This window comes from Sporosarcina ureae (assembly GCF_029267015.1).
GTDB lineage: Bacteria > Bacillota > Bacilli > Bacillales_A > Planococcaceae > Sporosarcina > Sporosarcina ureae_D.
This window is the reverse complement of record NZ_JARIEA010000045.1, coordinates 24504-42976: the sequence shown is the minus strand read 5'-3', so window position 1 is coordinate 42976 and position 18473 is coordinate 24504. Positions and strand designations below refer to the sequence as shown.

Sequence of the window (18473 nt, the reverse complement as noted above, 5' to 3'; positions counted from 1 at the left end):
GTTATTTTAACGTTCGCTTTTTAATAAATCACGAATTTCAGTAAGCAGTTCTTCTTTTATATCTAGTGGTTTTTCTTCCTCTTCTTCTTCAACTATTTCAGCTGGCTTCATTTTCAACTTCATAAGTACTCGTAAAAAGACGAAGATCGAACCTGCAACAATCAAGAAATCAATGATAGATTGAATGAATAGGCCGTATTTGATTGCAGCATCACCGATTGTATAACTTAATGAAGAGAAGTCTAGACCGCCTAATAAAATTCCGATAAGTGGTGTCATAATATTTTCAACTAAAGAAGAAACAATTGTTCCGAAAGCGGCACCAATTACGACACCGATTGCCAAATCAAAAATATTCCCTTTAAACGCAAACTCCTTAAAATCCTTCCACATACACATAACCTCCTTTTATAGTTTTTGTAATATTTTACTACGTCTGTAATTTACCCAATTGTGAGTGTTGTAAACGCTGATATAATGCAATGGATGCGAACAACCAGACTGAACTAGCTAATATGCCACCGACTATATCACTTGGGAAATGGACACCCAGGTAAATCCTACTAACCGCGATCATTACGATCATAAAAATAGCAAGAATAGTAATACCTGTACGTGCCCACACATTACGCAAGTTCCGCCAAATGATATAAGCTAGAATTGTGTAGAGACTGAATGCCATCATCGTGTGCCCACTTGGGAAGCTGTATCCACCAATATCTATTAAGCGATCGAAGTCAGGACGTTCACGTTTGAAGATGAATTTAAGGACTTGATTGAGAATGCCTGTCCCGCCGATTGCCGCAACGAATAATACGGCTTGTGCTTTATGTTTCTTCCATAGAAGAACGGCAAGTGTAAGTAGAGCGAGCAATGCGACTGCAGTAGTAGAGCCGATTGTAGTAAATGTCTTCATAACAGACGTCAAACCCGAAGTTTGTGTGCCTTGTATGATATCTATAATAGGTTCATCAAAGCTCGAGATCGTATGTAGATGAATGGATCGGGCGATATAGGCGAAAAAGCCGGTGAATAAAATACAAATAAGCCAAACGGATATTAAACGAAGTGATAGTTCACGCACTGCATACATTCCTTTCTATAGTTTTATATTCTGAATGATTATAAAAAGAAAGTACAGCGAAATGTAGGGGGAAATGGGTTGGATGATGGAGTTTTGGCTGGCAATGTAAGTGGAGTGGACATTGGCCCCACTTCGGCGGCGGTGGCTGGCTTCCGCAATGAGCCAGACAGGAAGAGCACCTGGCTGTCTCATTACTCCGCCTACCACGTGCAGCCGCCTACGTTAGATTATGTGTAGGGCAGTTCGGATTCTTGTTTTTCGAGTGTAGTGATAATATATTCGCATAAGTAAGTAGGATACGATGTTGGGTAGCTGTTTTTGCGAACCCCTTACTCTTCCTTGTTGTGTGCAAGGGTAGTAGTTTGACTGGCAGTGTAAGTGGGGCGGTCATTGGCCCCACTTCGGCGGTGGTGGATGGCTTCCGCAATGAGCCAGACAGGAAGAGCACCTGGCTGTCTCATTACTCCGCCTACCACTGGCAGCCGCCTACGTTAGATTATGTGTAGGGCAGTTCGGATTCTTCTTTTGCAAGGATAGGAACTAGTACAACCCAGTCACTGGTTTTATCTACTATAAACCACAACCAAACTTGGTAAGTGTTCAGTAGCGCAGGCACAACTGCGGGGTCGGCCGTGGCCGTGAGCCAGCTAGCAGCTCCACCGCTAGTTGGCTCATGGCTGGAGGCAATCCCCCACGTGCCTGCGCGAGTCCAAAGCATGACCCTCACTACATTCAATAACCAAGCCAAGTTCGAGCAACGCCCCAATCTATCTGTTACGTACTTTTACAACACCGAAGAAAGGTATCACGATTCACTGATCTTCATCTTTTCTAAACCACAATCTAACTTGGTAAGTACTCAGTAGCGCAGGCACAACTGCGGGGTAGGCCGTGGCCATGAGACAACTGGCAGCTACACCGCCAGCTGGCTCATGGCTGGAGGCAATCCCCCACGTGCCTGCGCGAGTTCAAAAAGCAGAACCTTTACTAATTTCCCTGCACAAGTCAACGTCGAGCAACGATCTGATCTATCTCCTAATGACTTTGCTAAGACATTAGAATTGTCCCACCCAGTCACTGGTTTTATCTACTATAAACCACAACCAAACTTGGTAAGTACTCAGTAGCGCAGGCACAACTGCGGGGTCGGCCGTGGCCGTGAGACAGCTAGCAGCTCCACCGCTAGTTGGCTCATGGCTGGAGGCAATCCCCCACGTGCCTGCGCGAGTCCAGAAAGCAGGCACTCACTACCTTCAATCCTCAACAACTAATCGAGCAACGACCTAATCACGCCCCGATCTATCTGAAGTCACGCCCCAACCAAAACATTGTCATATCCACCTCCACCTAAAACACATGACATTTGTCATCTCAAAGTCATGACATCTATGCCTACCCCTCCCACCATATAAAAGGTATTCTTAATGTACTAGCAAACCCAATAGGAGGGAAATTCAAACATGAGTAAAGAGCAAACAAAGCAACTGCATAAAGACGTCGCGCCTTTCGCGAAGTCCGATCTGAAAAAGAGCATTGTTCAAATAATCAACACGATTCCACCAGTATTTATTCTATGGTTCTTGGCTTACCAGAGCCTGAGCGTATCTGTAACACTAACAGTAGTGTTAGCAATCGTTGCGGCGTTCTTTGTAGTTCGCACATTCATCATCTTCCATGACTGCACGCACGGTTCATTCTTCCGCAATAAGAAAGCGAATAATATTGTAGGAACAATCACTGGCGTCTTGACATTATTCCCGTATGAAAAATGGAAAAGAGAACACTCGATTCACCACGCATCTAGTTCAAACTTAGACAAACGCGGTGTTGGAGATATCTGGGTCATGACCGTTGAAGAATACGAAAATGCTTCTAAGTTCGAACGTTTCAGCTACCGTGTTTACCGTAACCCTATTGTGTTATTCGGATTTGGACCTTTATATTTGGTACTAATCGCAGGTCGTTTTAACCGTAAAGACGCTCGTAAGAAAGAGCGCATGAACACATATCTAATCAACATCATTTTAGTTGCAGTCTATACAGTGTTAATCGTAGCGATCGGCTGGAAAGCATTCTTGTTGATTCAAGGTACGATGATGTTCACGGCTGGTGCTCTTGGTATTTGGTTGTTCTACATCCAACATACTTTCGAAGATTCTTATTTCGAAGAGGAATCAGAATGGGATTATGTTAAAGCAGCAGTTGAAGGAAGTTCATACTATCAATTGCCACGTGCTCTTCAGTGGGCAACAGGTAATATTGGATTCCACCACGTACATCACTTAGCACCACGTGTACCAAACTATAACTTGGAAATGGCGCATGAGTTAACGCCGCCACTACACAAAGCAACAACGATTACATTGAAGACTAGCTTTGAATCATTGCGTTATCGCTTATATGATCCAGCTAATAAAAAATTCATCACATTTAAAGAAGCAAAACAATATGTACCAAAAGAAAAGTTATCAATTGATTTAAAACCGAAACGTACACGCTTATCATAAAATGGCGGGAGAAGGAGTAATCCTTCTCCGCCTTTTTATTTTGCGTAAATATCCTGAGAGAGCTAGACGAGTAAATATTTGTTACAATGGAATGAAAAGGACGGCGATCAGAACTGATGTATAGTTGGTATAGTATATTTCCAAAAAGTCCATGGCTCAGTATTTATGCTTGGGTTGTATTTTGTATATTGCCTTTCTTTTTTATTTTGCGAAGCGCATCTCCATTTAATTTAACGATTGGCGTTATATTATTAGTGTTATTTTTCCTGTCATACTATTTCTCCGCCAAATCCAAAAGTGGTCTTATGTATATGTGGATCAGTTTTGAAATTGTGATTACGGTCGCGATGACATTATTATTTGGTTATGTCTATTTATCTTTGTTCATTGCGTTTTCCATTGGCAATATTAGAAGGCCAGCAGGGTTTTTCATTATTTACGGATTACATATTGCGATTTTAATTGCAGCAATTGTTGCAGGATTCTTTCTTGAAATTGAGTTGTTTTTACCGCAGATCCACTTTGTTATTATTACAGTTATTGGCGTAGTATTATTGCCTTTCAATCTATACAATCGACAAAAGCGAGACTTACTGCAAGATCAGTTAGAGATTGCCAGAGAACGGATATCCGAGCTAATGATTATTCAAGAACGCGAGCGGATTGCACGGGATCTCCATGATACGTTAGGACAAAAACTATCGATGATTGGTTTGAAAAGTGACCTAGCTTCTAAATTAATGGATCGAGATATCGATTCCGCAAAAGCGGAGATTCAAGACATACGTCAAATATCTAGTACTGCTTTAAAAGAAGTACGTGTACTCGTCAGTGGTATGCGGCGAGTGAAGATTAAAGATGAACTGGTTCGAGTTCAACAATTGCTAAAAGCAGCTGAAATTGAAGTGGAGTTAGAAGGCAATCCAAATTTCCCTGACATGTCTCCTATTGTAGAAAACGTATTGGTTATGTGTTTGAAAGAAGCGATCAATAATGTAGTGAGACATAGCTATGCAGAGCGATGCTACATCCAATTTGAACACACAGAAAAATCATTCGTAATTAAAGTGAAAGATAACGGAATTGGTATAGCGAAAGACGGGGCAAATTTACCAGGTAACGGACTGGATGGTATGAAAGAACGATTGGAATTCGTTAACGGTAAATTATCAGTTACGAGTGACGAATGGACGCAACTTAAAATTTCCGTGCCTGCTGTCCTGAAACAAATAAAGGAGGGATGATATATGATCCGCATTGTAATTGCAGAAGATCAAGGAATGCTGCTCGGTGCGCTGGGGTCGTTATTGGATCTGGAAGAAGATATGGAAGTAGTGGGTATGGCTAAGAATGGTCAGGAAGCTATAGATTTAGTTAAAAGCCTTCAACCAGATGTTTGTATTATGGATATAGAGATGCCTATTAAAACAGGACTTGACGCTGCAGAAGAACTCCAAGAATTAGATTGTCAGATTATTATTTTGACGACATTTGCGCGGGCAGGGTATTTCGAACGGGCACGTAATGCCGGAGTCCGTGGATATTTACTAAAAGATAATCCGATTGAAGAGCTTGTAAAATCTATTCATTCTATTATTGAAGGGCGTCGTATTTATGCACCGGAGTTAATCGATTTGGCGTTTGATATGAAGGAAGAAGAGAAAAATCCGTTGACCGAGCGGGAAGTGCAAGTACTGAAGCTTGTGTCAGAAGGGAAAACTACGAAGCAAATTGCCGCGGAGTTATTTTTATCACCTGGAACCGTTCGAAATTATGTATCGACCATCTTGGATAAGCTCGGTGTACGCAATCGCATAGAAGCGATTACGCTCTTCAATGAAAAAGGTTGGTTTAGTTAAAATCAATTTATGAGTTCGGCGAATAATGACAGATGAATCCTGCAAGATCTCTATAAATATGGCAAAGTCGCTATGTTATACTGGGGCTGAATTTATTATAAGGGGGCGACACTGCATGAATGATCTTATGCGAAATGAATGGCTTAAGAAACAACCTTTGTTGCAAACGGTGATGGAAAAGCAAGAGGTGTTATGGTGTAATCCTTTACTAGAATCCGTAGCTAGCGGTCTAACGAAAACACGCGTTTCGGAAGACGATATAAAGGATGCTAGTCAAAGGTTAGAGCGTTTCGCCCCTTATTTGGCAAAAGTTTTTCCGGATACTCAGGATGGCATAATTGAGTCTCCTTTGACAGAAGTTAAGCAAATGAAGCATGCGCTTGAATCAATGTATAAGATAGATATTCCGGGTAGACTGTTGTTAAAACAAGATAATGCGCTTCCGATTTCAGGTTCAATAAAAGCGCGTGGAGGTATTTATGAAATACTAAAACATGCTGAAACATTGGCTATTGATCATCAGTTGCTCGATTCTACGAAAGACTATAGTCAATTTAATAAGCCTGCATTCAGTGAGTTGTTCGGGAAATATAAGATTGCTGTAGGTTCGACGGGCAATTTAGGACTTAGTATTGGAATCATGAGTGCAAAACTTGGCTTTGATGTCACTGTGCATATGTCGGCAGATGCTAAGCAGTGGAAGAAAGAGTTATTGCGTTCAAAAGGCGTCCATGTAGTGGAATATGCTGATGATTACAGTAAAGCGGTGGAAGAAGGTCGACGTCAAGCAGACGCAGATCCAATGTGTCACTTTGTCGATGATGAAAATTCTACGGATTTATTCCTGGGCTATGCAGTAGCAGGAGAACGAGTTGCGTCACAAATAAAATCACAGCATATCGTTGTGGATAAAGATCATCCCTTATTTGTCTACTTACCTTGCGGAGTGGGGGGAGGTCCAGGCGGCGTGGCATTCGGACTCAAGCTAGCATTAGGCGATCATGTTCATTGCCTGTTTGCCGAGCCTACCCATTCACCGTGCATGATGATTGGTATGATGACGGGAATGCATGATCAAGTATCCGTAGCAGACTTTGGATTGGATAATCAAACAGCAGCCGACGGATTAGCGGTTGGTACAGCATCAGCTTTTGTCGGAAAAACGATGGAACCTTTCTTGACGGGGTGCTATACGGTAGCGGATCAAACATTGTTCAAACTTTTGAGAATGCTCGCGGATAGTGAAAACATTTGGTTAGAACCTTCCGCACTTGCTGGTATGACAGGTCCTCTACACGTAATAACATCTAAACTCCCTTTAGCCAATTCTATAAATGCTACACATCTAGTGTGGGGAACGGGTGGAAACATGGTACCGAAGGAAGAAATGCAGCGCTATTATAATCAAGTGAATACATAATGCACGGTATTTCCCGGGAAATCGACAAAAGATCCGCAGAGAAGAGTCTCTGCGGATCTTTTGTTTTAGTTCACTGTAAGTCTTTAAATAAATTTAACTTTAAAAGTCTAGGAGCTAGTAACAGACCGATAATGGTACCGCTAACTGTTGATACGAGGAACGGTGGCAAGAAGAAAAATGCGGTCACCGTAGTGCCCATCAGAATTTTTGCGTACGGAACAGCAAACAAAGGCGCAATCAAACCAGTACCGATAATTTCACCAACGCCTGCACTCCAATTCTTTTTAAAACGCTTATACAGAACACCCGCCAAAAAGGCACCAATCATACCGCCTGGAAATGCGAGCAATGAACCCGTTCCTGTCAATATGCGGACCAATCCTGTCACGAAAGCAACGGTAACAGCCGCGGCTGGCCCCATCACAATAGCGACAATCACATTCACCGCATGTTGAATAGGATAGGCCCTAGCAATGCCGGCTGGAAATGAAACAAATGCAGAGCCTGCGACTGCAATCGCGACGAACATCGTCATAAAAATCATTTTACGTGTATTCATAGCAACCTCGTTTACTTTAGAGTAGAATGGATCGTTTTTGAAATAGATTTTGCGGCTTTTTGTGGGTCGGCTGCAGAGGCAATGGCAGATACTACCGCCACGCCATCTGCACCCGCCCGTATAATAGACTCAGTAGTAGCTAGCGTAATTCCGCCAATTGCTACCATTGGCATGTCGGGAAATGCAGTGTGGATTTTTTCCACTAGGTTTGTTCCGACGACTTCTGAAGCATCCAGTTTAGTTGTCGTCGGATAAATTGGGCCAAGTCCTATGTAATCTGCACCAATCGATTGTGCCAGTTGAACTTCAGTTGCATTATGTGTCGAGACACCAAGCCATTTATCAGGACCAATCCGTTTGCGAACACTGTCTGCCTGTTCGTCATCTTGCCCAACGTGTACACCATCCGCATTAAGTGCCAATGCTAAATCTACATCGTCATTAATTATAAACGGAACACGATATAATCTGCATAATGCCTGACATTTTCTTGCGAATCCAAGTAAAGCGTCACCCGTTAATGCACTATCACCTTTTTCGCGCAACTGAAAACACGTAACGCCGCCACGAAGTGCTGCTTCCAATACAGCTAAGGGTTCATGGTTTTTTACGTTTGGCGTACCCATGACAAAGTATAAGCCCAATGCTTTCTTCACTTCTACTTGTCGCATCAGAGCAACTCCCTTTTTAACTGGCCATATGCCCAATGATTCGTAGGACCATGACCTGAGCCGAGTTGTAAGCCATTTTCAATTGCTGCTTGAATGAATTGCTTTGCCTCGGCTACTGAATCGGGTAGAGAATAACCTCTTGCAAGAAACGCTGTCAAAGCAGCTGCAAACGTGCAACCCGTTCCATGTGTGTCTTTCGTTTGGATCCAAGGGGTAGTGACTGTGAATGATTGTCCGTCCACATCTGCATAATAGTCTTTCGCATCGAGCACGTCACTGCGATGACCACCTTTTATGACCACAGCATTTGCGCCGAGCTGGATAAGTTTTTCTGCTGCTAGTTGAATCTCTTCATCAGTACAGATCTTCATGTCTGTCAGTACTTCTGCTTCAGGAATATTTGGTGTTATAACGGTTGCTAGAGGTATTAACTGTTCCTTCAGCGCCTCAATCGCTTGCTGTTGTAGTAAAGAGTGTCCGCCTTTAGCAATCATCACAGGATCAATCACTAATGGAATAGGTGGATATTCTTTTAATAAAGAGGCGACGGCTGTAATGATTTCGGCCGAAAATAGCATACCGGTTTTACAGGCTTTCACGTCAAAGTCGTCAAGTACAGCTTTCATTTGTGCGATTACCCCGTCAGCTTGTACCGGATACACATCTTGTACACCTAATGTGTTTTGTGCAGTTACTGCCGTAATAGCAGAAGTACCAAATACACCGAGCTCTTGAAAAGTCTTCAAATCAGCTTGGATTCCCGCGCCACCACCACTGTCTGATCCTGCAATAGTCATAGCTACTTGAATTGTCATTAAAAAACCTCCTATCTTTTACACAAAGTATGTTTTTGTTTCGCGATCTAAAGAATATAAGATGTTTAAGAAGTTCATCGCAAAGTCTCCAGGACCTTTAGAAATCTGCGCTGTTTGTTCTCCAGCACGCTTATAAAATGAAAGTGCATCTGCCGCTGCTTCCATAGGGCTCTCTATTCCCACCGCTAGAAAAGCACCGACGACTGAACTAAGTAAACAACCTGTTCCCGTAATCGTTGTCATCATTGGATGTCCGCCTGTAATAGATACTGTCGTGTGTCCATCAGTAACGATATCCACTTCGCCTGAAACTGCTACTAGACAGTTATGCTTGCGTGCTGTCTGTTTGGCAACATCTTCAATGTCTGCTTGTCCTTCGCCCGCATCTACACCTTTGGCATTCCATGGAATATCTGCAATTGCCGCCAGCTCCCCTGCATTACAACGAACTAATGTGACGTCTACTTCGTCTAAAACTTTGAGAACACTTGCTTTACGAAAAGGCGTTGCACCTGCCCCAACTGGATCCAAGACAACAGGTTTGCCGGCTGCACGTGCACTTTTCCCCGATAAAATCATTGCATCTACCGTTTGTTGCTTTAACGTTCCAATATTTAGAACGCTACAAGCGGCGATTTTTGCGATATCTTCCGCCTCTTCCACCGCATCGGCCATTACAGGAGATGCACCTATTGCAAGTAACCCGTTAGCTTGGAAGTTGGCCACTACGAAATTCGTGATGCAGTGGATAAGTGGTTGCTCTTGTCGCAGTTGTTGAATAAGCTGCATGTTTCTTTTCCTCCCTATAAAGGTATATATACAAAAAGCCCATACTAGGATGGGCGGTTGGGTATAAAAACTACCCACTTCCCTCCGCTAGGTTGTACTAGATCAGGTTCAAAGGGTTTGCATAATTGCATCTCAGCCAAATGTTGGCACCCCTAGTGGTGACTATGTATCAGACAAGCTAATTATATCATATAGATAGGTTAGGATAAAATGATCCTGCAATAAACAGATTGACAAGTATGAAAATGAGTGTTTGCGCTTAGGTGGTCAAGTATAACCGTATGCTAAACGTTACATAATTATCTGAAGAAGTCTTATCTTTTTCAGATGAAATGGATATAAAGGAGTAGATCGCAAATGGAGAAATTATTTGAAATTCAACAAATGGACCATTCATTGGATGATATATCGTTTACGTGGAGTGACATAGGTGGTTATTACCGTGTCTATAAAAATGACCGGCAAGTATATGAAGGAACCGCTCCGAAGTTTTCGGATGGGGAGTTAGATCCGTCACATCCTTTCCAATACACAGTGGAACGAGTAGAGGAAGGACGGGTTCAAGATGTAATTGTTATCCAGACATCTGCCCTAACTGAAGTACAGGAAGATGAACATCCTTTACAGCGATTAGTCATCACAACGATTGCCGCTTCATCACAAATTGCCCTGTCATGGGAGTGGATCAAAGATGTGGAGAAGTTCGATATTTACCGCAACGGTCAATATCTCGAAACAATAACAGATAATCGTTTTATTGATCGTGAGATAAGTCCTTCGGAGGCAGTAGTATACAGTGTCTCGGCAACGCGTCCGTTGATTAACAGCAATCAGAAAATGAATGTCAGTAAATCGATTGCATCCAAAGTGTATGAAGTGGTTATGCCACCGAATCCGAATAATAAACCAACCGAAGAAGTCTATACTTTTTCTGTATGTGTAAAGCAACGGGATCAATTACTTATACCGATTGCTGACAGAAAGAAATTAAATGAATTGAAGCAATGGAAGTTCCGTTATGCGACGTTTTTAAAAGAAGACATCATAAAAAACCCCAATCTCTTTTCACCGATTCCATATTTCACAGGTGATGATCGAGATTTTAACCCAGAAGGAAAAAGCTTCCGTACCCGTGTGGACATAGAAGGAGAGTTTATCGGAGGCGATAGCACACTTCAATTTACGAAAGCAACTGGACCTTCAATTGGTATGAATTATATGAAACGATATAAGCGCCACGACCATGCGTCTGTAGATGGTATAGAAATCGAGCGATTAGAAGGGAAATCGACAGAAGTTCATTTTGCCATCAACCATGACGTGGGCAATCCACTAACCGCTTCACCGCCTATTCATTATGAAGTAAAAGCACATTTAGATCAGCAAGGGAACCTAGACTTAGTTGGCTATCATAACGATGCACCACATCATGAAGTGTATTTGGCGCTTGATGACGAGGATTGGCGCTCATTGCATCGTACTGAAAGTGAAGGCTTAGCGTATTTGACAGGTGTGCTGGGAGATAATTATTGGCGTTACGTGACATGTAATTAACAATAAACCGCTGCAGTCCATAGTGGATTGCGGCGGTTTATTTGACTATGCCGTTCTATTTGATCGTTTCTTGAAAACTCTTTCGGTCTGAATTAAGCTTTGTGACTCGTACGTTCAATTTCCCGATTGATTCCTCTGTTAGTTCAATACCTCCGTCTTGCTCGTATTTCTTCCACGTCTTCAAGTCCTTTCTGTATAAATGTTCAGAAAATCGATAGACATCAATGTTTTTTTCTACAGCCTCTTTGTATGTCTCTAAAATTTGTTTAGATATCTCTTCCTCTAATCTTTTCTGGATTTCTTTTATCGAAATAGAACCTTCCTTTGTACTCAGTGATGCTTCGACATCTACTTCCACATTAAATTTCACACCGTTTTTATTGACGGGTGTAATGATCGGTTTTACTTTATCGACTATTATGGATACATGATCATCTCTTTCTGTTTTGAAAGAAATTCGACCACGTTTAGTTTTCTTCGTCATCCACTGCAATCCTCTTGCGCTAGAACCCGAAATAAATCCTTTGAAATTGTGGCGTGAAATGGACGCTATACCTGATAAAACAGGTGCTGCAACGGACTCTTTTGAAGACTCCCAGTTATCCTTTACATTGATAAGAGGGATTGCCGCTTCGTGACCCGGCTCGTCCAAACCGATAATCAGCTCGCGTATATTCGTAGGATAGACAAACGATTCTTGTTCGTAGGAATTGTCTGGATCACCCAATTTTGATAGGGTAAGGGCTTTATTGATAACAGGTCTGACCAGAAGTACATCCTGCACCGGGTCACGTGTTGCGTATAACCAAATTTGATAGCGCGTCTCACGATACCGTATAAAACTGTCAATAACCGCATTCCATTTGCCGTGTTCCAGCACTTTTTCCGATAAAACGATATAAGAGAAATGTCCCCAGAACACTTGCTGATCAACAGAGTGGTAGAGCAGGGCAATGGCATCATCAATTGTATCGGCCTTTGCGAATCCTACTTCCGCTTGGGGAATGTCAGTTACGGGTTGTTCGGATTTTGCTGTGTTAGCAAAGTCGATAATCTGTACATATATGTGAAATTGATTGTCTATATAATCAACACCCAAGCCGTTGACATACAGCATTCGCTCGGGTTCTCTCATATCCCAGCAACCCGCCAAGAATAACGTCAGACAAAGTGTCGCAAATAACACAGTTTTTTTCATTCTTCGGTTCCTTTCTGGCGAGTTTTATCCTTTGGATGCAATACGTCGGGTCGCTCATTGTATTGTTCAGTAGGTAGGCGGAACAATGTCTTTTTAATATTTTTCCACTTGATGTCTGTTGCAATACTCAAATAAGGGACCCCGAATGTATGGATTGTTGATAAATATAAAAGGGTAGCAAATAAAGATACATAAAAACCAAATAAACCCATCAATCCTGTAAGTAAAATAAAAAACACGCGTAACGCACTGACTGCTGTAACGAGTGATTGATTAACCAAAGTATAGGCCGCAATTGTAGAAGTGGCGATCACGACAATCATAGCGGGACTTGTTAAACCTGCGCGTATTGCCGCATCTCCAATAATCAATCCACCTACAACCCCAATCGTACTTCCAATTACAGAAGGAAGACGTAAACCTGCTTCTCGAAATAACTCAAATAAGCTAAGCATCAATAACATTTCAAACATAGAAGGAAAAGGTAGACCTAAGTTTGCCTGTACGACGGTAGCTAATAATTGAATAGGCAATTGATCTTGATGAAAGACGGTGAGTGCAAGCCAGAAAGCGGGCAGCAGTAAACCGATTAATAAACTACTGAGACGAAGCAGTCGCTGGATTGAACTTTGGAGACTTGGAAATTCAAAATCCTCGGATGTTTTCATTAATAAAAACAAACTGATTGGAGTAATGACGGCGTAGGCTACACCGTCCACTAGAATAATAAAGCGACCTCTCGCCAATGACTGGATTGCATTGTCGGGTCGTCCTGTATAGTCAGATCGAGGAAAGAGCAAGGCTTTTTTGTTCACTAACTCCATCAATTCATCACCACTGAACACAATATCCGTATTCACTTTGCCCAGCTGTGTACGCAATTGGTTTAACGTATCTTCACTGGCAATATCATCGAAGTACATAAGTGCTACAGTAGTTTTTGACCGAGCGCCTAATTCGAACTTTTCCACGCATAAAGAATCGGTTGGAAGGCGTTTTCTAATGAGTGCAATATTAACTGAAATATCTTCAATGAAGTTATCACGAGGTCCTTTAACCGGAACTTCTAAACGTGTTTCTTCAGGTGACCGATTTGGTTTACTTTCAATATTACCGGCCACAACTAATTGGAGCTCTTCAAAATACACGAGTACATGCCCCGTATACACCAGCATAATTAGTTCCTTTTCTGTTTTGGGAATCTGGAGTTTTGGTATATACAAAGAAGAGCAAAGAACTTGCTCACTTATGCTTTCTTTATTATCAGCATATAATTCACGTACATTTGGAATCACGACTTCATTCAATAACTGTGCATCGAACATTGAATCGCATGTAATGAAATAGACTGTATGTGATTGAAAAGTATAGGGGTGGAACTGTATATCACCAGAATGTAGAAAAAGTTGCTGTAGTGAATCCAGATCAATGCTCATATAAGGAGCTCTCATACTATATCACCATTTCCTAATAGATTAGTTCGGCTGTTTTCTTGACTTCCTTCCCGACCGTTGTGCAGCGAAGACGAGAAAGAGTGTTAGAAGAAACAAGAATACAAATGTGCCGGTTAAAACATAATCACCTTTGATTTTAAGAAATACATGGTCACTCACTAAAAGTAAGGATACGCTCATGAAGAAGAGGGCCGGCAAGATGATCTGTGAAATCCTTTTCTTATCATTGGTCATCCCTAACAGGTCAATTGCAATGAAGAGTAGCAAACCAATGCGAATAAAGGCGCCGGTTAGCCACTGATAAATGGAAAGGAAGTCTAAGTGTTCAAAAAAGCGACCAATCGAGACAAGTCCCCATTCCTCATAAGCAGGATACAGTTGCTTCGTAGCTTCTTCTGGTCCGAACTCCGTAATAGCTCCGACGAGTGGACCTATCGTCAGCCCGAGCAAGATGAGCATCATGACCGTGAAATGGTACCAGCGAAACGGATTTTTCACGCGATGCTGAATGAAGAGAAGCAATGACAGCTCTATAAATCCCGACGCAGGATAGATAGCGGACTTGAGGACAGGTTGTACGCCGTGTTCTAAAAAAGGCTTTAACATGTTGTAATCTTTCACTTGCAAGTTAGTAAACGCTACGAAAAATCCAAAAATGACTACACCAAACAACACGATTGCATTGACGGTGACTATTGATTGTAAATTGGCCATCGCAAGTAGAACGCATAAGACGCTAAATGTTAGCAATAATAAAAATAGGGGAGTTTTCGGTAAAAAGGTGGCGGTAATCCACTCCAACATCTCGACCATTGTAAAAGTAGACAAAATCAGCAGAAAAATTGCAACCATATATCGGATGACAGCTGATGGCACCTTGCCAACATTATCAGTTAGCCACTTCATCAAATGTTTCCGTTCGGACTTTTTATGGATATAGATAAAAAGAAAGACAAATGGAAAGATAGCAAGAAACGCAATTATGACTGATATCCATCCGTCTCTACGTGCATCCTCCAGCAATGAAGGAATAATGGTCACATGGTTTTTCAGTCCAATAACCGTCATAGATAAAAACACTACATGCAAAACAGCGATAGAGCCTTTTTGATTCATAGGAATCCCTTCTTAGCTAAAGTAGTTTTCTTTAGCATTGCCTAAAATGTACAGTTTTATAATCTTTCTAAGCGGATTAAAATAGAGCGGTTCTATAACACTCAAGAATTTGTGTAATCTATAAAACTATTTGATTGAAAGCGCTTTCCAAATAGTTTAGAATAAAAGATAGCTTATGAAAGCGTACACATCAGGAATAAAGTGAAACTATGTTTCGTATAATAGCTTTGCGTGCATAACAGTTGCGCTGAGATACAAGCAAATTAATGAGAATAGGGAGTGTGACGCAGTATGGTACAAGCTTCAGAAAATCTAGTTTACGCAAATCCAAATACAAAAGGTTCAAAGGTTCAGTTCAAAGAACGCTATGATAATTTCATCGGCGGCAAGTGGACGGCACCAGTAAAAGGTCAGTATTTCGATAATTCAACACCAGTTACAGGTAAGGTGTTCACTCAGGTAGCGCGATCTACTGAAGAAGATATTGAACTAGCTTTGGATGCAGCTCATGCAGCAAAAGATGCGTGGGGAAAAACATCAGTCACTGAACGTTCAAATATTTTGCTGAAAATTGCAGATCGTATTGAAGAGAACTTAGAAATGCTTGCTGTAGCTGAAACATGGGATAACGGAAAAGCTGTTCGTGAAACATTGAATGCTGATCTTCCGCTAGCAGTTGACCATTTCAGATACTTTGCTTCTGCAATTCGCGCGCAAGAAGGCGGAGTCAGTCAAATCGATAACGACACAGTAGCTTATCACTTCCATGAGCCACTAGGAGTCGTAGGTCAGATCATTCCTTGGAACTTCCCTATTCTAATGGCAGTATGGAAGCTTGCTCCGGCATTAGCGGCAGGAAATTGTGTCGTGCTAAAGCCTGCTGAGCAAACACCTGCGTCTATTTTGGTATTAGTTGAATTAATCGAAGACTTACTGCCGGCAGGTGTTCTGAACGTAGTCAACGGTTTCGGACTAGAAGCAGGAAAACCATTAGCATCCAATCCGCGGATCAATAAGATTGCCTTCACAGGCGAGACGACAACAGGCCGTCTGATCATGCAGTATGCTTCTCAAAACTTGATTCCGGTTACATTGGAATTGGGCGGAAAATCCCCGAACATTTTCTTTGAAGATGTAATGGCGGAAGATGATGCATTCCTTGATAAAGCAGTTGAAGGTTTCGTAATGTTCGCATTAAACCAAGGAGAGGTCTGTACATGTCCGTCTCGTGCGTTAATTCAGGAGTCCATTTACGATAAGTTCATGGAACGTGCACTTGAGCGTGTTAAAGCGATCAAGACAGGAAATCCATTGGATCCAACGGTCATGATGGGTGCCCAGGCATCGACTGAACAACTAGAGAAGATTCTTTCTTACCTAGATATCGGAAAACAAGAAGGTGCAGAATGTCTGACGGGTGGAGAGCAAAATAAACTCGAAGGTGATCTTGCAGAAGGTTATTATGTGAAGCCGACTGTATTTAAAGGACATAATAAGATGAGGATCTTCCAAGAAGAAATCTTCGGTCCTGTAGTTGCAGTAACAACGTTTAAAGATAAAGAAGAAGCGCTAGAAATTGCGAATGATACATTGTATGGACTAGGTTCAGGTGTGTGGACGCGCGATATGAATACAGCGTACCGCTTTGGTCGCGGGATTCAAGCAGGACGCGTATGGACGAACTGCTATCATGCATATCCAGCACACTCTGCTTTCGGTGGCTACAAAGCTTCGGGTATCGGCCGTGAAAACCACTTACAGATGCTAGCTCATTATCAGCAGACAAAGAATATGCTAGTTAGCTACGATGAAAGCAAACAAGGATTCTTTTGATCGAATCTGTCTGGAGGATCCGCAGTGAATGGAGGAATTCCTATGCCAGATCGAGTAGTCGCAACAGAAGAAGCGTTGGCTCTTATAGAGTTGTTAAAAGATAAGCACGGTCCTCTGATGTTTCATCAGTCCGGCGGTTGCTGTGATGGATCTTCCCCGATGTGTTACGAAGATGGAGACTTAATTGTCGGTGACCAAGACGTATTGCTAGGGCACATCGGCGGCATGCCATTCTATATGATGAAAAGTCAATTTGAGTATTGGAAGCATACACAGCTAATTATTGACGTAGTCGATGGACGTGGTGGAATGTTTTCGCTCGAAGGAGTGGAAGGGAAACGTTTCCTGACTAGATCACGGGCTTTTTCCGACGAAGAATATAAGAAGCTAACTTCATGAAAAAAGCCTTCCGTAAAATAGGAAGGCTGGGACTGAAAGCAACTCCGTGAATATCGGAGCTTGTTTTCAGTCCTTTTTATCGTATTTGGATAGATAGTTAAAACCTTTACGAGATAAAACGTTGACGTTCTTCAGGTGAAGGCAACATGCAGGACAATTCCTTTTTGCCGAACCATTTATATCGGTTTGTTGCAATATAGTCATAGGCGATATCGCGGATTGCTGGTGGAATGACGATGAATAGAAATGCTAAGTGCCAAAGACCATCCAATTTTTTCGCGATACGTAAAGCTGCACCTGATTTCGTATAAGCTTTACCATTTTCAATCAATACTAAGCTATCTACATTATCAGGAATTTGGTAGTCTTTACGAAGTTTTCTACCTACATCGTCTTGTAAAGAAGCGAATGAAAAATGTTTGTATGGGTCACGTTTAATAATAAATTGCACGCTCGCGTCACAGAAGTTACATTCACCGTCAAATAGTATAATTCTATTTCGTTTCATATAAGTTCTCTCCTTCAAAAAATAGATGATATCGTACTATACCCACATAACGTAAATTTCACTCATGCGCTTTAAACAGAGTAGGTTGTTTTATTAGATCATTACTCTATCTGGCTGAGCTGGAGTTGCGTCGTGACTCCAATTTTTTACGACTACAAACTGTGAAGGATAAACAATCTGTTAATAATGTAGCAGTGTCCTTTATTCCTAGTAATCAAGGATATTGCTTTTTATTTTTTACTATTCTATGGCGGTAGCCCGTAACAAACTTATTAACTCGCATGTAATAGGGTATAAGGAGGTGGAGAAATGAATCAAGGACATTGTGGAATGTCAGGTGGACATCACCAGCAAGGATGGGGGCACCAACAGTATCAGCCAGGGCATGGTATGCATGGTATGCAAGGTGGACAGCAAGGTTTCCAACCCGTAGTTTGCCCACCGCAGTATCGCTTTAATGATTGCTTCACTAAACAGGAAATGCCATTTATTCATCCGATCGTGAATGTGAATCGACACCACGTGGTCGGTGTGCCACAGCACTACTATACAGAAACTACTGAAAACGTTATGGGCTCTACTATTATGCCAGGAAGAGGACCGGGAATGGGACCAGGATTTGGACCAGGATCTGGAGGTATGTGGGGTGGCGAAGGTTGCCATCGCCGTAGAAGATGCCGCTAATCGTTTTATAATTTAAACAATCC

At 41.9% G+C, this 18473-nt stretch carries 22 protein-coding genes and 1 riboswitch; of the genes, 8 read left to right on the top strand and 14 right to left on the bottom strand.

The genetic code is table 11. From position 1 onward, the window contains the following. Positions 1-6: 6 nt before the first annotated feature. The 6 genes from mscL to Q7P97_RS07170 form a co-directional block, all read right to left on the bottom strand. Entirely contained in the window at positions 7-393 is a 387-nt protein-coding gene (gene mscL / locus Q7P97_RS07195) for a large conductance mechanosensitive channel protein MscL (RefSeq protein ID WP_303968485.1), read from the bottom strand. Positions 394-430: 37 nt separating this feature from the next. Beyond that, entirely contained in the window at positions 431-1084 is a 654-nt protein-coding gene (locus tag Q7P97_RS07190) for a phosphatase PAP2 family protein (protein ID WP_303968483.1), read from the bottom strand. Between the two features lie 15 nt (positions 1085-1099). Then, complete coding sequence (locus Q7P97_RS07185; protein WP_303968482.1) at positions 1100-1291, bottom strand: hypothetical protein; 192 nt, start codon at positions 1289-1291, stop codon at positions 1100-1102. Between the two features lie 122 nt (positions 1292-1413). Beyond that, complete coding sequence (locus tag Q7P97_RS07180) at positions 1414-1560, bottom strand: hypothetical protein (RefSeq protein ID WP_303968480.1); 147 nt, start codon at positions 1558-1560, stop codon at positions 1414-1416. A gap of 20 nt (positions 1561-1580) precedes the next feature. Then, positions 1581-1802, bottom strand: a complete 222-nt coding sequence (locus Q7P97_RS07175; protein WP_303968478.1) for a hypothetical protein — start codon at positions 1800-1802, stop codon at positions 1581-1583. Positions 1803-2139: 337 nt separating this feature from the next. Next, the gene (locus Q7P97_RS07170) at positions 2140-2328 is read right to left on the bottom strand and encodes a hypothetical protein (protein WP_303968477.1); all 189 of its coding nucleotides are present in this window, start codon (positions 2326-2328) and stop codon (positions 2140-2142) included. Between the two features lie 216 nt (positions 2329-2544). Here Q7P97_RS07170 and desA point away from each other — a divergent pair, with 216 nt between their 5' ends. The 4 genes from desA to dsdA all read left to right on the top strand — a co-directional run bounded on the left by desA (position 2545) and on the right by dsdA (position 6870). Next, entirely contained in the window at positions 2545-3591 is a 1047-nt protein-coding gene (desA, locus tag Q7P97_RS07165) for a Delta(5) desaturase DesA (RefSeq protein ID WP_303968475.1), read from the top strand. Positions 3592-3707: 116 nt separating this feature from the next. Then, positions 3708-4835, top strand: coding sequence for a sensor histidine kinase (locus tag Q7P97_RS07160; RefSeq protein WP_303968473.1), 1128 nt, complete (start codon positions 3708-3710; stop codon positions 4833-4835). A 3-nt stretch (positions 4836-4838) separates the two neighbouring features. Next, positions 4839-5450, top strand: coding sequence for a response regulator transcription factor (locus Q7P97_RS07155; protein WP_303968471.1), 612 nt, complete (start codon positions 4839-4841; stop codon positions 5448-5450). A gap of 115 nt (positions 5451-5565) precedes the next feature. After that, the gene (gene dsdA / locus Q7P97_RS07150) at positions 5566-6870 is read left to right on the top strand and encodes a D-serine ammonia-lyase (protein WP_303968469.1); all 1305 of its coding nucleotides are present in this window, start codon (positions 5566-5568) and stop codon (positions 6868-6870) included. A gap of 70 nt (positions 6871-6940) precedes the next feature. On the opposite strand, the gene thiW is transcribed toward dsdA, so the two are convergent. From thiW to thiM, 4 genes are read right to left on the bottom strand one after another with little or no spacing between them, the layout of a single operon-like run. After that, positions 6941-7429, bottom strand: a complete 489-nt coding sequence (gene thiW, locus Q7P97_RS07145) for an energy coupling factor transporter S component ThiW (protein WP_303968467.1) — start codon at positions 7427-7429, stop codon at positions 6941-6943. A gap of 11 nt (positions 7430-7440) precedes the next feature. After that, entirely contained in the window at positions 7441-8100 is a 660-nt protein-coding gene (thiE, locus tag Q7P97_RS07140; protein ID WP_303968465.1) for a thiamine phosphate synthase, read from the bottom strand. Beyond that, positions 8100-8915, bottom strand: coding sequence for a bifunctional hydroxymethylpyrimidine kinase/phosphomethylpyrimidine kinase (gene thiD, locus Q7P97_RS07135; RefSeq protein ID WP_303968463.1), 816 nt, complete (start codon positions 8913-8915; stop codon positions 8100-8102). The genes thiE and thiD overlap by 1 nt, the downstream gene beginning before the upstream one ends. A gap of 18 nt (positions 8916-8933) precedes the next feature. Next, the gene (gene thiM, locus Q7P97_RS07130) at positions 8934-9704 is read right to left on the bottom strand and encodes a hydroxyethylthiazole kinase (RefSeq protein WP_303968461.1); all 771 of its coding nucleotides are present in this window, start codon (positions 9702-9704) and stop codon (positions 8934-8936) included. 62 nt (positions 9705-9766) lie between these two features. Continuing rightward, a riboswitch (TPP riboswitch) is annotated at positions 9767-9868 on the bottom strand. A gap of 193 nt (positions 9869-10061) precedes the next feature. On the opposite strand from thiM, the gene Q7P97_RS07125 reads away from it, so the two are divergent. Then, on the top strand, positions 10062-11258 hold the full coding sequence (locus Q7P97_RS07125) for a DUF3238 domain-containing protein (protein ID WP_303968459.1): 1197 nt from the start codon (positions 10062-10064) through the stop codon (positions 11256-11258). 55 nt (positions 11259-11313) lie between these two features. Here the strand turns inward: Q7P97_RS07125 and Q7P97_RS07120 are convergent, their stop codons facing one another. From Q7P97_RS07120 to Q7P97_RS07110, 3 genes are read right to left on the bottom strand one after another with little or no spacing between them, the layout of a single operon-like run. After that, the gene (locus tag Q7P97_RS07120; RefSeq protein ID WP_303968457.1) at positions 11314-12456 is read right to left on the bottom strand and encodes a Ger(x)C family spore germination protein; all 1143 of its coding nucleotides are present in this window, start codon (positions 12454-12456) and stop codon (positions 11314-11316) included. Beyond that, the gene (locus Q7P97_RS07115) at positions 12453-13892 is read right to left on the bottom strand and encodes a spore germination protein (protein ID WP_303968455.1); all 1440 of its coding nucleotides are present in this window, start codon (positions 13890-13892) and stop codon (positions 12453-12455) included. Before Q7P97_RS07115 ends, Q7P97_RS07120 begins: the two co-directional genes overlap by 4 nt. Positions 13893-13931: 39 nt before the next feature. Further along, the gene (locus tag Q7P97_RS07110) at positions 13932-15026 is read right to left on the bottom strand and encodes an endospore germination permease (RefSeq protein WP_303968453.1); all 1095 of its coding nucleotides are present in this window, start codon (positions 15024-15026) and stop codon (positions 13932-13934) included. A 291-nt stretch (positions 15027-15317) separates the two neighbouring features. On the opposite strand from Q7P97_RS07110, the gene adh reads away from it, so the two are divergent. Further along, a complete protein-coding gene (adh, locus tag Q7P97_RS07105; RefSeq protein WP_303968451.1) occupies positions 15318-16859 on the top strand; it encodes an aldehyde dehydrogenase in 1542 nt (513 codons plus the stop codon). A gap of 42 nt (positions 16860-16901) precedes the next feature. Beyond that, positions 16902-17258: a DUF779 domain-containing protein gene (locus tag Q7P97_RS07100; RefSeq protein WP_303968449.1), complete on the top strand. Its 357-nt coding sequence runs from the start codon at positions 16902-16904 to the stop codon at positions 17256-17258. A 106-nt stretch (positions 17259-17364) separates the two neighbouring features. Here Q7P97_RS07100 and Q7P97_RS07095 read toward each other — a convergent pair whose 3' ends face one another. Continuing rightward, positions 17365-17766 (bottom strand): thiol-disulfide oxidoreductase DCC family protein, encoded by a 402-nt coding sequence (locus Q7P97_RS07095; RefSeq protein ID WP_085427496.1) that lies wholly within the window; start codon positions 17764-17766, stop codon positions 17365-17367. A gap of 309 nt (positions 17767-18075) precedes the next feature. Between Q7P97_RS07095 and Q7P97_RS07090 the strand changes: the two genes are divergently transcribed. Then, entirely contained in the window at positions 18076-18450 is a 375-nt protein-coding gene (locus Q7P97_RS07090) for a hypothetical protein (protein WP_303968447.1), read from the top strand. Positions 18451-18473 lie beyond the last annotated feature (23 nt).